Annotated in this window: 12 protein-coding genes; 8 read left to right on the top strand and 4 right to left on the bottom strand. The window is 70.7% G+C overall.

What is annotated here, in order from left to right; genetic code table 11:
* The first annotated feature begins 285 nt into the window (after window positions 1-285).
* Both ACFY12_RS29915 and ACFY12_RS29910 read left to right on the top strand, forming a co-directional pair.
* Window positions 286-1,587: a sensor histidine kinase gene (locus ACFY12_RS29915; protein ID WP_390719047.1), complete on the top strand. Its 1,302-nt coding sequence runs from the start codon at window positions 286-288 to the stop codon at window positions 1,585-1,587.
* Entirely contained in the window at window positions 1,584-2,264 is a 681-nt protein-coding gene (locus tag ACFY12_RS29910) for a response regulator transcription factor (protein ID WP_016572018.1), read from the top strand. Before ACFY12_RS29915 ends, ACFY12_RS29910 begins: the two co-directional genes overlap by 4 nt.
* A 93-nt stretch (window positions 2,265-2,357) precedes the next feature.
* Here ACFY12_RS29910 and ACFY12_RS29905 read toward each other — a convergent pair whose 3' ends face one another.
* Entirely contained in the window at window positions 2,358-3,029 is a 672-nt protein-coding gene (locus ACFY12_RS29905) for a DUF461 domain-containing protein (protein WP_390719046.1), read from the bottom strand.
* Between the two features lie 853 nt (window positions 3,030-3,882).
* Here ACFY12_RS29905 and ACFY12_RS29900 point away from each other — a divergent pair.
* The 6 genes from ACFY12_RS29900 to ACFY12_RS29875 all read left to right on the top strand — a co-directional run bounded on the left by ACFY12_RS29900 (window position 3,883) and on the right by ACFY12_RS29875 (window position 10,935).
* The gene (locus tag ACFY12_RS29900) at window positions 3,883-4,365 is read left to right on the top strand and encodes a CarD family transcriptional regulator (RefSeq protein ID WP_003953493.1); all 483 of its coding nucleotides are present in this window, start codon (window positions 3,883-3,885) and stop codon (window positions 4,363-4,365) included.
* A gap of 453 nt (window positions 4,366-4,818) precedes the next feature.
* Window positions 4,819-5,565 carry a 2-C-methyl-D-erythritol 4-phosphate cytidylyltransferase gene (gene ispD, locus ACFY12_RS29895; RefSeq protein WP_390719045.1) on the top strand — a complete coding sequence of 249 codons (747 nt, stop codon included), beginning with the start codon at window positions 4,819-4,821 and terminating at the stop codon, window positions 5,563-5,565.
* Window positions 5,558-6,058: a 2-C-methyl-D-erythritol 2,4-cyclodiphosphate synthase gene (ispF, locus tag ACFY12_RS29890; protein ID WP_390719126.1), complete on the top strand. Its 501-nt coding sequence runs from the start codon at window positions 5,558-5,560 to the stop codon at window positions 6,056-6,058. Before ispD ends, ispF begins: the two co-directional genes overlap by 8 nt.
* Window positions 6,059-6,413: 355 nt before the next feature.
* Window positions 6,414-7,808, top strand: coding sequence for a cysteine--tRNA ligase (cysS, locus tag ACFY12_RS29885; RefSeq protein WP_390719044.1), 1,395 nt, complete (start codon window positions 6,414-6,416; stop codon window positions 7,806-7,808).
* A gap of 199 nt (window positions 7,809-8,007) precedes the next feature.
* Window positions 8,008-8,958, top strand: coding sequence for a 23S rRNA (guanosine(2251)-2'-O)-methyltransferase RlmB (gene rlmB, locus ACFY12_RS29880; RefSeq protein ID WP_390719043.1), 951 nt, complete (start codon window positions 8,008-8,010; stop codon window positions 8,956-8,958).
* 255 nt (window positions 8,959-9,213) lie between these two features.
* A complete protein-coding gene (locus tag ACFY12_RS29875; RefSeq protein ID WP_390719042.1) occupies window positions 9,214-10,935 on the top strand; it encodes a hypothetical protein in 1,722 nt (573 codons plus the stop codon).
* A gap of 154 nt (window positions 10,936-11,089) precedes the next feature.
* On the opposite strand, the gene ACFY12_RS29870 is transcribed toward ACFY12_RS29875, so the two are convergent.
* The 3 genes from ACFY12_RS29870 to ACFY12_RS29860 form a co-directional block, all read right to left on the bottom strand.
* Window positions 11,090-11,818 carry an NDP-sugar synthase gene (locus tag ACFY12_RS29870; RefSeq protein ID WP_390719041.1) on the bottom strand — a complete coding sequence of 243 codons (729 nt, stop codon included), beginning with the start codon at window positions 11,816-11,818 and terminating at the stop codon, window positions 11,090-11,092.
* Between the two features lie 162 nt (window positions 11,819-11,980).
* A complete protein-coding gene (locus ACFY12_RS29865) occupies window positions 11,981-12,406 on the bottom strand; it encodes a hypothetical protein (protein WP_390719040.1) in 426 nt (141 codons plus the stop codon).
* 405 nt (window positions 12,407-12,811) lie between these two features.
* On the bottom strand, window positions 12,812-13,948 hold the full coding sequence (locus ACFY12_RS29860; protein ID WP_390719039.1) for an ABC transporter ATP-binding protein: 1,137 nt from the start codon (window positions 13,946-13,948) through the stop codon (window positions 12,812-12,814).
* Between the last annotated feature and the right edge of the window lie 66 nt (window positions 13,949-14,014).

Genomic DNA, 14,014 nt, shown 5'->3' with positions numbered 1-14,014 from the left:
CGCGTCCTCCGGTCCCACCCGGGGTGAACCGGTGCCGACGTGAAGGTGAACTCTGGGCGACACCGTCCCGGCCGTCACGCCGTCCGCACGGTTCACCTCGTCGTACGGGGGAGCGGCGGGGCCCCGCGCCGGATCCCCTACGGGCACCTGGCAGGTGGTCGCGCGCCGCCTCCCGGCCGCCGGAGTGAACCCGCGTGAACGCCACGGTGAACTCTGGGCGACGGCTGTTCGAGCAGCGGCTCTCGAGGCTGGGGGAGTGTCCGACCCGGCACATACTCTGGACTCATGAACGTGGATGCGGCCGTCGCCGCAGTGGCAGCGATCGCCGGGCTGTGCACCGGCGTCTTCGCCATGCTGGCGTTCCGCTGGAGCGAGCGCGACCAGGCCAAACCCACCCGTACCTCCCTGCACACCGACACCGAGCTGCCGCCCGGCGTGGACACCGTCCTCTCCGTGCTCCGGTCCTCCGCCGTGGTCCTCGACGAGGCCGACACCGTGGTCAAGGCCAGCTCGGCCGCGTACGCGCTGGGCCTGGTCCGCGGCGGCAAGCTCGCCGTCGAGCCGATGCTCCAGATGGCCCGCGACACCCGCCGGGACGGCGAGATACGCCAGGTCGAACTGGATCTGCCGCGCCGGGGCACCGGCCGCGGAGAGGCGCTGGCGGTCTCCGCCCGGGTCGCCCCGCTCGGCTCCCGGCTCGTCCTGCTGCTGGTCGAGGACCTCACGGAGGCCCGGCGCATAGAGGCGGTCCGCCGCGACTTCGTCGCCAACGTCAGCCATGAGCTCAAGACCCCCGTCGGCGCGCTCTCCCTGCTGTCCGAGGCCGTGATGGACGCCAGTGACGACCCCGAGGCCGTCACCCGTTTCGCCGGCCGGATGCAGAACGAGGCCACCCGCCTGACCAACCTCGTCCAGGAGCTCATCGACCTCTCCCGGGTCCAGAACGACGACCCGCTGGAGGACGCCGAGCCGGTCCCGGTCGACGTGCTGGTCGCCGAGGCGATCGACCGCTGCCGCCATCAGGCCGGCGCGAAGCAGATCACCATGGCCGCCGGAGGGACCGCCGACCTGAGCGTCTGGGGCAACCGCGGCCAGCTCGCCGCGGCCCTCGGCAACCTCGTCGAGAACGCCGTCAACTACTCCCCGGCGCGCACCCGCGTCGGGATCGCCGGACGCCGTGTCCCCGCGCCCGGGGGTGACCTGATCGAGATCGCGGTGACCGACCAGGGCATCGGGATATCCGAGAAGGACCGGGACCGTATCTTCGAGCGGTTCTACCGCGTGGACCCGGCGCGCTCCCGCGCCACCGGCGGGACCGGCCTCGGCCTCGCCATCGTCAAGCATGTGGCCGCCTCGCACGGCGGGGAGGTCACGGTGTGGAGTGCCGAGGGACAGGGCTCCACCTTCACCCTGCGTCTGCCGGAAGCCGGCGCCGGACGCGACCGCGGGCGGCCCGCCGCCGGCCTCTCCGCGGACGGCCTCGACGACGAGGACCGCCCGTACGAGGACCGGACCGACGAGGACCGCCCGTACGAGACCTTCAACGATCCGCTCCCTGCTCACCCAGCCCCGGAGGTCCTTCCGTGACCCGAGTGCTTGTCGTCGAGGACGAGGAATCGTTCAGCGATGCACTGTCGTACATGCTCCGCAAGGAGGGTTTCGAGGTCGCCGTCGCGGCAACGGGCCCCGACGGCCTGGACGAGTTCGAGCGCAACGGCGCCGACCTCGTCCTGCTGGACCTGATGCTGCCGGGTCTGCCCGGCACCGAGGTCTGCCGTCAGCTGCGCGGCCGCTCCAACGTCCCCGTCATCATGGTGACGGCCAAGGACAGTGAGATCGACAAGGTCGTCGGTCTTGAGATAGGAGCCGACGACTACGTCACCAAGCCCTTCTCGTCCCGTGAACTGGTCGCCCGCATCCGCGCCGTACTGCGCCGCCGCGGCGAGCCGGAGGAGGTCGCTCCGCAGGCCCTGGAGGCCGGCCCGGTGCGGATGGACGTGGACCGCCATGTCGTCACGGTCTCCGGCGGCAAGGTCGATCTGCCCCTGAAGGAGTTCGACCTCCTGGAGATGCTGCTGCGCAACGCCGGCCGGGTGCTGACCCGGATGCAGCTCATCGACCGGGTCTGGGGCGCCGACTACGTGGGCGACACCAAGACCCTGGACGTCCACGTCAAGCGGCTGCGCGCCAAGATCGAGCCCGATCCGGGGGCGCCGCGCTATCTGGTCACGGTCCGCGGCCTGGGGTACAAGTTCGAGCCGTAGGTCGGCGGTCAGTGGTTCAGCGATTCAGGGATTCAGCGATATGCGTCAGGGGCGCCGGTCCGACCCGGACCGGCGCCCCTGACGCATATGGGGTCAGTGCTCGCCGTGCTCGGCCTGCTCGCCCTGAGCCGTCCCCGCCGGGGTGGAGGACGGCGTGGCGGTGCCGGTGGGCTTGCCGGACGGCGTGCCCTTCTGGCTGGGCTCACCGGTGCCGCCCGGAGTGGCCGTACCGGTCGGCGGCTGCGGAACCTGCGACGGGCCGAAGTCCTTGAAGTAGGTCTTCGCCGGGACGACGAAGGCGCTCAGCTTCACCTTGCCCGTGGAGCTGAAGTCGAACGTCAGCGGCTGCGCGTTCCCGTCCTGGACGGCCTCCCGGCCGCTCGGCAGGACGGCCGAGGCGTTGCCCTTGCCGCCGATCACGACGGAGCCGCCGGCCGGCACGGTGATCGGGCCCGAGCCGCCGTCGGCGGGCGAGAGCTTCGCGGACTGGCTGGTGCCGTCGAGGGAGATCGAGGTCAGCTTCTGGTCCTTGCCGCCGTTGTTGAACAGCGTCGCGGACACCACCGCCGGGCCCTTCGCCTTCAGATCGGGCTGGGTGATGACGAGGGCGTTGAGGACCTTGATGTCGCCCGCGACGGCCCAGGCGTTGTCCGGCTTGATCTCCAGCGTCTGGGCGTCGTTCCCGGCCCCGCACGCGGACAGCGTGGCGAGGGAGAGCGAAAGGACGGTGGCGGCGAGGACGCCGCGTCGAAGGCTGCGGCTCACGGCGGCGGCATCTCCTTGACGAGCTACGGCGGCCGAACGTTCGTGCCCGGTCGCGGATGGACGGCTTGGGCGGCGCCGCGTACGCGTCATGCGACGGTCGCGTAAAGCCGCCCTAAGGGTGTGTCAGCGCCGCTAGGTTACCGAGCCGTCCCCGCGCCGCCGCACCCGACCCGCCCCCTGGGTGATCACGGGCCCGTCACCGTCACCGCTCCCGTCACCGTCGCCCGCGGACAACGGTCCGGGACGACGGCACAAGGCGACGGAGACCCCTCCCCGCTCCCTCCCCGAGATCTCTCCCTGAGATCCCTCGACAGGAACGCGACCGGAACGCGACCGGGACGAGGGAGGAACGCTGCCGGGAACGGCGGGATCGCTACCGCGATCGCGGCGGGAACACGGCCGGAACGGGGACGAATATTCGCCACGCGACCGTTCGAGTGGCGCCCCACCCGTTTCTCCCGTCACGAATCCCCGGCGAAAAACAGTATTCGCAGGGAATGTGAAGGCCTCGCGGAATTGATCACCCTCTTCGCCGGCCGGTAGGTGATCAATTCCGGATTCGGTCGCGAGGGGTGTGCGAGCATCCGAACGGAGTAGCGGAAGTCGCTCATGCGGATCCGTGCAAATCGGGACGTTCGGCCTGTCGATCATGGCCTTCCCGGAGTGTGGCGGGCGCGTTTCCGTTCACCCGTGAAGCCCCTCCGACCTGCGAATACCCCTGTCGCGGAACCCCCAGAAGCACGTCCCGACCGCTGTTGTCAAGCCCCGAGATATGCCCTGACCTGCGAAAACGCCATTCAGAACGGCCCGTTCCCGTGTTAGCATGGATAGCCACGGAAGGGGTACCTGTCACATGACGTTCAAGGTTGGCGACACCGTGGTCTATCCCCATCACGGGGCCGCGCTGATCGAGGCCATCGAAACTCGCCAGATCAAAGGCGTGGACAAGACCTACTTGGTGCTGAAGGTCGCCCAGGGCGACTTGACTGTTCGTGTGCCAGCGGACAATGCGGAGTTCGTCGGCGTACGCGACGTGGTTGGTCAGGATGGACTGGACCGGGTCTTCGAGGTGCTGCGCGCACCGTATGCCGAAGAGCCGACGAACTGGTCCCGTCGCTACAAGGCGAATCTCGAGAAGCTTGCTTCCGGCGACGTGATCAAGGTCGCCGAAGTGGTGCGCGACCTGTGGCGCCGCGAACGCGAACGCGGACTCTCCGCCGGTGAGAAGCGGATGCTCGCCAAGGCCCGCCAGATTCTGGTGAGCGAACTCGCCCTCGCGGAGAACACCAACGAGGACAAGGCCGAGGCCCTGCTCGACGAGGTCCTCGCGTCCTGACGAAGTCGCACAGTGACGACTCGCCGTGACGGCTGGCTCGTCTTGTTCGTCGTCTTGTTCGTTGTGACGATGTAGCGATACAGCGACGCAGTGACGTAGCAATGCCGCGGTGCCCGAGTGACGACCGTCTCCGGAACGGAGAGACGGCCTGTTGCCGGGCGCTGCGGCATATCTGGCACATCTGCGGGGACGTATCTGCCGGTAAGGGGATGTATCCGCCGGTAAGGCGGCGATCTGCGCCGGGATCGGCGAGGACCGCCGGCTCACTGTGGTGTGCCGGGCCCGGGCAGCTGACTCGACCGATGTCACGGAAGGGTCCGGTCAAGGCGTGACGCACCCGGCACGGCCCCGAGCTCTGCGAGCAAGGGGTACCCCCAGGCCATACCCACCCCGCCCGAGGAAACAAACCTGTCTGCGCCAATTCCGGGCTCGGCCCGGACTCCGGAGCCAACGATGTCAGAACCCTCCCGCCCGGTCCGCACCGCCGCGGTGATCCCCGCGGCCGGCCGCGGGGTCCGGCTCGGTCCCGGCACGCCCAAGGCGCTGCGCGCGCTGGGCGGCACCCCCATGCTGGTGCACGCCGTCCGCGCGATGGCCGCCTCCCGCGCCGTCTCGCTCATCGTCGTCGTCGCCCCGCCCGACGGCGCCGCCGACGTCGACCGCCTGCTGAACGAGTACCCGCTCGCCGACCGCACCGACCTGGTGGTCGTCCCCGGCGGGCAGACCCGCCAGGAGTCCGTACGGCTCGGCCTGGCGGCGCTGCCGCAGGACATCGACGTCGTCCTGGTGCATGACGCCGCGCGCCCGCTCGTCCCGGTGGACACCGTCGACGCGGTGATCGCGGCGGTACGCGCCGGTGCCCCCGCCGTCGTCCCCGCGCTGCCGCTCGCCGACACCGTCAAGCAGGTCGAGCCGCAGCCCCAGGGCACGCCGGAGCCGGTGGTCGGCACCCCGGAACGGGCCCTGCTGCGTGCCGTCCAGACCCCGCAGGGCTTCGACCCCGAGACCCTGCGCAAGGCGCACCACGCCGTCGTCGAGGGCGAGGGCGCCACCGACGACGCCGGGCTGGTCGAACGACTCGGCACGCCGGTCGTGGTCGTCCCCGGCCACGAGGAGGCATTCAAGGTGACCCGGCCGCTGGACCTGGTCCTGGCCGAGGCCGTACTCGCCCGAAGGAGGGCCACCGATGGCTATGTTTGAACCGTCCGCGACACCGCTGGTGGGCATCGGAACCGATGTCCACGCCTTTGAGCAGGGGCGGGAGCTGTGGTGCGCCGGTCTGCTCTGGGACGCCTCCGAGAGCGACGGTTACGGGCTCGCCGGGCACAGCGACGGCGATGTCGTGGCGCACGCCGCCTGCGACGCGCTCTTCTCCGCGGCCGGACTCGGCGACCTGGGCACGCACTTCGGCACCGACCGCCCGGAGTGGGCCGGCGCCTCCGGCGTGGCCCTCCTGGAGGAGGCCGCCGGCATCGTACGGGCCGCGGGCTTCGTGGTCGGCAATGTCTCGGTCCAGGTCGTCGGCGTACGGCCGAAGATCGGCAAGCGGCGCCAGGAAGCCCAGAAGGTGCTGTCGGACGCCGTCGGGGCACCGGTCTCGGTCTCCGGCACGACCTCGGACGGGCTGGGCCTGACGGGCCGGGCAGAGGGCCTGGCGGCGATCGCCACGGCGATCGTGTTCTCCGTGGCCTGAGTTCTCCGCGTTTCTCTGTGGTCCGAGGTGGCTTGAGGTGGCCTGAGCCGCAGGGCCAGGTGGCGCGGTGGGCGGGGGCCGGCCGGGTGGCCTGGGGTGGCCGGAAACGGCGCCCGGAGCTTGACATGGGGGGGGCGGATGCGGCGCCCGGCGACCCGGCCGCCGCATCCGGCACACCGGCCTCCCGTATGGTCCCCGTATACGGGACACCGGCCCCCCGTATGGCCCCCGTATCCGGAACGCCGGCCGCCGCATCCAGCACCTCGGACGCCTGTCACGGACCCGTTGTCACGGATCGGTGTCCGTGCGGCCCATGCGTCCCAGGGCACTGCCCGCTTCCGACTACCCTGGTTCCGTGACGATTCGCCTGTACGACACCAGCGCCCGGCAGATCCGCGACTTCACCCCGCTTGTGCCGGGCTGTGTCTCGATCTACCTGTGTGGCGCGACCGTGCAGGCCGCCCCGCACATCGGGCACATCCGGTCCGGCCTGAACTTCGACATCATGCGCCGCTGGTTCGCGTACCGCGGTTACGACGTGACGTTCGTCCGCAACGTCACGGACATCGACGACAAGATCATCGCGAAGTCGCAGGCGCAGGGTCGGCCGTGGTGGTCGATCGGGTACGAGAACGAGGTGGCCTTCAACACGGCGTACGACGCCCTGGGCTGCCTGCGTCCGACATACGAGCCGCGGGCCACCGGCCACATCCCCGAGATGATCGAGATGATGCGCGGCCTGATCGAGCGCGGCCACGCCTACGCCGCCGGCGGCAACGTCTACTTCGATGTGAAGTCCTTCCCCGGGTACCTGCAACTGTCCAACCAGGAGCTGGACAACCTCCAGCAGCCATCGGGTGAGGGCGAGACGGGCAAGCGGGATTCGCGCGACTTCGCGATGTGGAAGGCCGCCAAGGAGGGCGAGCCCAGCTGGGAGACCCCGTGGGGCCGCGGCCGGCCGGGCTGGCACCTGGAATGCTCGGCCATGGCCCACAAGTACCTGGGTTCGGCCTTCGACATCCACGGCGGCGGCGTCGACCTCGTCTTCCCGCACCACGAGAACGAGATCGCCCAGGCCAAGGCCTTCGGGGACGATTTCGCCGCGTACTGGTCGCACAACGCCTGGGTGACCATGAGCGGCGAGAAGATGTCCAAGTCGCTCGGCAACTCGGTCCTGGTCTCGGAGATGGTCAAGCGCTGGCGCCCGATCGTGCTGCGCTACTACCTGGGCACCCCGCACTACCGCTCGATGATCGAGTACAGCCAGGAGGCGCTGCGGGAGGCGGAGTCGGCCTTCGCGCGGATCGAGGGCTTCGTACAGCGTGCGGTGGAGCTGGCCGGCGGTGCGGTGGAGCCGGCCGCCGAGGTGCCGCCGGCCTTCGCCGAGGCGATGGACGATGACCTGGGCGTACCGCAGGCGCTGGCGATCGTGCACACCACCGTCCGCCAGGGCAACTCCGCCCTGAGCGCCGACGACAAGGAAGCCGCGGTGGCCCGGCTGGCCGAGCTGCGCGCCATGCTCGGGGTGCTGGGTCTGGACCCGCTCGACGAGCACTGGTCCGGGGGCGCGGGCCGGGGTGAGGACCTCCACGGGGTCGTCGACTCCCTCGTCCGCCTCGTCCTGGAACAGCGCCAGGCGGCCCGCTCCCGCAAGGACTACGCCACCGCCGACGCCATCCGCGACCAGCTCCAGCAGACCGGCCTGTCGATCGAGGACACCCCCTCCGGCCCCCGCTGGTCACTGTCCTGATCGCAGTGCTGTGAGCGGTCGACCGCAGTGCTGTGAGCGGTTGACCGCACTGCCGCGAGCCGTGTACCGGCCCGCTCGCGCTCCGTAGCCACACGCCCGGGATTCGCCCTTCCGGGTGGCGACGGGCCACACTCAATCCATACGTACGTCCCCACTCCACGTCGCGAGACGTCGAGAGCAGTGAAGAAACAGGTGACCCATGGCCGGCAACAGCCAGCGCAGGAACCGCCGCACGTCCAACAAGAAGGGCGCGCAGGTCGGCAGCGGCGGTAAGCGGCGCCGGGGCCTGGAGGGCAAGGGCCCGACCCCGCCCGCCTCCGCGCGCAAGGGACACGTCAAGAACCGCATCGCCAACGCCAAGGCCAAGCAGACGGCCAAGCGCCCGGCCCCGCGGCGCGGCGGCGCCAAGGGCACCGCGGAGCTGGTCGTCGGCCGCAACCCGGTCGTCGAGGCGCTGCGCGAGGGCGTGCCCGCCACCACGCTGTACGTGCAGCAGTTCATCGACAGCGACGAGCGGGTACGCGAGGCGCTGCAGCTCGCCACCGAGCGCGGGCTGAACCTCCTCGAGGCGCCGCGCGCCGAGCTGGACCGCATGACGAACGGCCTCAACCACCAGGGCCTGGTCGCGCAGATCCCGCCGTACGACTACGCGCACCCGGAGGACCTCTCCGCGGCCGCCTTCGACATCGGTGAGGACCCGCTGATCGTCGCGCTGGACGGCGTCACCGATCCGCGCAACCTGGGCGCCGTCGTCCGCTCCGTCTCCGCCTTCGGCGGCCACGGCGTGGTCGTACCGGAGCGCCGCGCCGCCGGTATGACGGCCGGCGCCTGGAAGACCTCGGCGGGCACCGCGGCCCGTACGCCGGTGGCCCGTGCCACCAACCTGACCCGGACGCTGGAGTCGTACCAGAAGGCCGGCCTGACGGTCGTCGGCCTGGCGGCGGACGGCGAGATGGAGCTCCAGGACCTGGAGGTCCTGGACGGCCCGGTCGTCATCGTCGTCGGCAGCGAGGGCAAGGGCCTGTCGCGGCTCGTCGGGGAGACCTGCGACGTGCGCGTACGGATTCCGATGCCGGGCGGTGCGGAGTCGCTGAACGCCGGTGTCGCGGCCGGTGTCGTCCTGTGGGAGGCGGCGCGGCGGCGCGGCTGAGCCCGTCGGTCGGCCCTGGGGCCGTACGGATACGTACGGGTACGGGCGTGATGACGTCGTACGGGTGCGACTGGGCGCGCCGCACCCGTACGCACCTCACGCACCTCACGTACCTCAGCACCTCGCGCACCTCACGCATCTCAGGGCATAACGTGACCCTCCGTCCGTCTTCCGGGCATCCCGTGATCGTCTTGACGGGCCTCGGACAGATCGGGACGGCCGAGGCAGTGTCTTATACGCGAGTCACTCGGTTAGATGAGCGTGGACACCAGAACACCCCGCACGCCTTCGGGGGGACGCTCGCCGGGCTTCGATGACGAGCCGGGCCTGAGCTCGGTCAAGGTGCCGTGCGATCCCGCGCAGGTCATCGTCAACCACGCCAGCTTCCGCGTACAGCTCGCCGCACCGGTGACCGGCGCGGCCATGGCCGACACCGCGCGGATCCCCGCCGTCCCGCGCCCGGCCTCCGGCGCCCGGCGCCGGGCACCTGTGGTGTGGAGCGGCCGCACCGCACCGGGCGGCCAGGCCGGCGCCACCACGCAACTCCTGCACGCGGTGCGCAACTCGGGCATCGGCCTCGACGGCGGTCAGGGCGAGGACGTCGGCACGACCCAGGTCCTGCCCCGGGTCCGCCTCGACGACCCCCCGCCCGCCCAGACCACGCCGTCCCAGACCGTGATCGGCCAGCGCGGCCCCGCCGACTCCGACACCACCCTGATGCCCGGCGTCCGCCGCACGGGCACCGCGTACGGCGATGACCACAGCAACCACAGCGACCACACCGACCGCTACCGCAGCGCCCTCGATCGGGACGACGACGGCTGCGACGACAACGGTTACGACGGCTTCGACGGTTACGACGACGACCGCTACGGTGACGACCGGTTCGGCGACGACCGCTTCGGGGTGCACGGCCGCTACGCCACCGGTGGCAGGCGGCGCAGCGTCGACACCGTGCGCCACGCGTACTATCCCGGCCGCCGGATGAACCTCGGCGTCGTGCTCCTCCCGCTGCGCGTCTTCCTCGGCCTGATCTCGGTCTACGCCGGCATGGGCAAGCTCTGCGACCCCGTCTACTTCGACGGCGGAGAGCGCGGCTCCATGGTGACGTGGCTGCTCTCGCTCCACCCCTGGGCGCTGGCCGTGCCGCTGCGGGACTTCGCCGTCGCGCACCCTGTGGGCGCGGGCCTGACCGTCGCCTTCCTCCAGGTCGTCGTCGGCGTACTGACCATCTGCGGACTGTGGCAGCGGGTCGCCGCGGCGATCGGTGCGCTGCTCTCCGCGGCGCTGCTGATGACCGTCAGCTGGCGTACGGTTCCCGCGTACGACGCCCCCGACATCATCTACCTCGCCGCCTGGAGCCCGCTGATCATCGCGGGCGCCCCCGTCTACTCGCTCGACGGCCGGCTGGCCGGCGAGGCGTGGCGGCGGCTCGGCCCCCGGGTCGAGGTCGGCGACCTGCGACGCAGGGTGCTGCGCCGTGGTGCCATGATGACCGCGATGGTGGCCGGGCTGACCCTGCTCATCGGCTCGCTCCTGGGCGGTGCCGTACGGTCCGCCACGGTCGCGACCGTGCCGCGGCCCGGCGAGCCCCCGGTCAACAACCTGCCCGGCTCGCCGCTGCCCCGCCCCGGCAAGAGCACCCCCCGCCCCGGTGAGCGGCGCATCGGCACCGGCGCCCCCCGCCCCGGCACGCCCTCCACGGGCGCGTCCCACCGGGCCCGTACGCCGGGCAGGGCGGCCACGCCCACGTCGGGCACCGGCCGTGTGACGGGCCGCACCGGCGGTCTCTCGCAGCAGCCCGGCGCCACCTCCAGCGCCCCCCAGCAGACCACCCCGACCCGCGCCCCCGCCCCGACCCGCGCCCCGTCCACATCGGGCGGCACGGGCGGCGGCACGTCCGGCACGGGCTCCTCCGGCAACAGCGGTTCCGGAGACTCCGGCCGCGGCAACACGCTGGGCGGGCTGCTGGGCTAGGGCCTGTCCTCCTCGGGATACCTCCGCATACGTCCGCCCACCCCCGAAGGGGTGGGCGGACGTGGTGTGTGGACGTGGTGCGGATGCCCAGATGCGGCGGATGCGCGTAGCAGCCTCTGGCGGCCCCTGCATGGGCTCTCAACCGCATGGGCTCTCAACGCCCCTGTGAGCCCAGCTCCTTGGCCGCCTCCGTGAGGTCCTTGGCCGTGTCGATCGCGCGCCAGTAGGCGCCCTGCGGGAGCGGGAAGCCGGCCAGGCGGCGTTCGCGCGCCAGGCGGGGAAAGGTGGTGCGTTCATGATCGCCGCGGGTGGGGAGCAGGTCCGTGAAGCGGGCGGAGAAGACATAGACGCCCGCATTGACCAGGTACGGCGAGGGCGGCGCCTCGATGAAGTCGAGGACGTGACCGAAGGCGTCGGTTTCCACGACGCCCCAGGGGATGCGGGGCCGGGCCAGCGCGAGGGTGGCCTCGGCGTCGCGTTCGTGATGGAAGGCGGCCATCTCACGAAGCGGGAAGCGGGTCCAGATGTCGCCGTTGGCGGCGTACCAGGGCTCGTCCGGACGGGGCAGCGCGCCGGCCGCGTACTTGAGGCCACCGCCACGGCCCAGCGGTTCGGTCTCGACAACCGTCGTGACGTGCAACGGCAGTTGGGCCTCGGAGAGCCAGTCCTGGAGCACTCCAGCGAGGTGGCCGCAGGAGACGACGACGTCCGTGACGCCTTCCTCGGCCAGCCAGTTCAGCTGGTGGCCGATGATCGGGGTCCCGGTCCCGGGAATCTCGACCATCGGCTTGGGGCGGTTGTCGGTGTACGGGCGGAGACGTGAGCCCTGGCCGCCGGCCAGGATCACGGCCTGTGTGGGGTACGGACGGGGGGCGTCGGTCATGGTTCGCAGCCTATGCGGTCCCCGCGATGCGAAGGTGCCGATAGGTGAAGGTGGCAGTGTGCGCCGGTGCCGATAGGTGAAGGTGCCTGTGTGCGCCAGTGTGCGACTGACGGGATGACTGTGCGGAGGACGACTGTGCGGAGGGCGATGCGCGAAGAGCGGTCAGCGGGCAGCGGCGGCGGCGACACCGGAGGCGTAGGAGGTGTCGCAGACCGGACGCGAGAAGGCCTGGGCGCGGTGCGCGGCGCCGCCGTACTTGGCAACCGCTGCCCGGCCGATCTGGCGGGCGAGGTAGGCGCAGCGCTTGGCCAGCGAGGGGTGCTCGGTGACCGCCTCCTGGAGGTGGGTGAGGGCGACGCCGGGGTTGCGTCGCTGGACGTCGATCAGGAGCTGCTTGCGGACGGCGTCCTCGCGGGCGCGCGGGCCGGCCTTCGTGGAAGCCGTTCCGGAAGACGCGGTCAGCACCTGTGAGTCGGTGGCCGTCGACGCCCAGGGGACGCGGGTGACCGCGAGGGTCCCCGAAAGTACGAGGACGACGGGGAGTACGAGAGCGAGAGTTCTGCCGATGCGGCGGGCTGCGGAGTTCACGGTCGAGATGGTAGCGACGAGTGATGATTTGGCGACATTTGGTCACCTTATCGAGGGACGCAATGGCTCGTCGGTGCGGTTGTGATGTTGACGCACTGATACGAAAAGGTCCGTTCTGCCCCATAAGTTCTGAGGCTCCTAGCGAGTCAACGGCGGCGATGAAGCGGTGGCGATGTAGCGGCGGCGATGAAGCGGTGGCGATGTAGCGGTGGCGATGTAGCGGTGGCGATGCGGAGTCAGTCCTACCCCGCATCGCCGCCGATCTCACACGCCGCCACCACTCAACCGAAAAGCCACCACTCAACCGAAGAGGGGCCGTTCAACCAAAGAAAGACCGCTCCCCCGAAGAGACGCCGCTCAGTCCGAGAGCCGGTCAGTCCGAGAGCCGCTCAATCCGAGAGTTGCTCAGTCCGAGAGTCGCTCCCCGGACGACGTCGAGAACACATGCGTCTCCCCCGGCCGCGGCACGACGTGCAGCCGACTGCCCTTCTCCGGTACCTGGCGGCCGTTGACCCGTACGACGAGGTCCTTCGTCTCGCCGCCCACCTCGGCGGTGCCGTACACATAGCCGTCGGCGCCGAGTTCCTCGACGACATTGACCGTCACGGCCAGGCCGGCCGGGGCGTCCGCAGCCTCCTTGGACAGCGACTGCGCGGCGGCGCCGTTCTGCTCGACGACATCGAAGTGCTCGGGGCGTACGCCCACCGTCACCGTGCGGTCACCCTTTTCGGCGGCCGCGGACAGCGCCTCCCGGTTGACCGGCACCACGCTGTTGCCGAACTTCACGCCTCCGTCGGCGATCGGCACCTCGACGAGGTTCATCGCGGGTGAGCCGATGAACCCGGCCACGAACAGGTTCGCCGGCCGGTCGTACATGTTCCGCGGTGAGTCGACCTGCTGGAGCAGACCGTCCTTGAGGACCGCGACCCGGTCGCCCATCGTCATCGCCTCGACCTGGTCGTGCGTGACGTACACCGTCGTGATGCCGAGCCGGCGCTGCAGACCGGCGATCTGCGTACGGGTCTGGACGCGCAGCTTCGCGTCCAGGTTGGACAGCGGCTCGTCCATCAGGAACACCTGCGGCTCACGGACGATCGCCCGGCCCATCGCGACCCGCTGCCGCTGACCACCGGAGAGCGCCTTCGGCTTGCGCCCCAGGTACTCCGTCAGGTCAAGGATCTTCGCGGCGTCCTCGACCTTCTTCCGGATCTCGGCCTTCGGTACGCCGGCGATCTTGAGCGCGAAGCCCATGTTGTCGGCAACCGTCATGTGCGGGTAGAGCGCGTAGTTCTGGAACACCATGGCGATGTCCCGGTCCTTGGGAGGGAGGTGCGTCACCTCGCGGTCCCCGATGCGGATGGCGCCCTGATCGACGTCCTCCAGCCCCGCGAGCATCCGCAGCGAGGTGGACTTGCCGCATCCGGAGGGGCCGACGAGGACAAGGAATTCGCCATCTTCGATGGCGATGTCCAGTTTGTCGACGGCGGGCTTGTCGGCACCCGGGTAGATACGGGTTGCCTGGTCGTAGGTGACCGTAGCCATGGTGAGAGTCCCTTCACCGGCAGGAACGTGCCGGACGATCCGAGTAAAAGGAGTGATGTGGTCCCA

Origin of the sequence: Streptomyces sp. NPDC001339, from assembly GCF_042895955.1 — a bacterium.
Lineage (GTDB): Bacteria > Actinomycetota > Actinomycetes > Streptomycetales > Streptomycetaceae > Streptomyces.
The sequence above is the reverse complement of the archived record's forward strand: the minus strand, read 5'-3'. Positions and strand labels throughout refer to the sequence as shown.

Bases quoted from the DNA above. Each gene is read 5' to 3' on its own strand.
- ACFY12_RS29915 (WP_390719047.1), top strand. From the start codon at position 286: ATGAACGTGGATGCGGCCGTCGCCGCAGTGGCAGCGATCGCCGGGCTG.
- ACFY12_RS29900 (WP_003953493.1), top strand. From the start codon at position 3,883: ATGACGTTCAAGGTTGGCGACACCGTGGTCTATCCCCATCACGGGGCC.
- ispD (WP_390719045.1), top strand. From the start codon at position 4,819: ATGTCAGAACCCTCCCGCCCGGTCCGCACCGCCGCGGTGATCCCCGCG.
- ispF (WP_390719126.1), top strand. From the start codon at position 5,558: ATGTTTGAACCGTCCGCGACACCGCTGGTGGGCATCGGAACCGATGTC.
- rlmB (WP_390719043.1), top strand. From the start codon at position 8,008: ATGGCCGGCAACAGCCAGCGCAGGAACCGCCGCACGTCCAACAAGAAG.
- ACFY12_RS29875 (WP_390719042.1), top strand. From the start codon at position 9,214: ATGAGCGTGGACACCAGAACACCCCGCACGCCTTCGGGGGGACGCTCG.
- ACFY12_RS29870 (WP_390719041.1), bottom strand. From the start codon at position 11,818: ATGACCGACGCCCCCCGTCCGTACCCCACACAGGCCGTGATCCTGGCC.
- ACFY12_RS29860 (WP_390719039.1), bottom strand. From the start codon at position 13,948: ATGGCTACGGTCACCTACGACCAGGCAACCCGTATCTACCCGGGTGCC.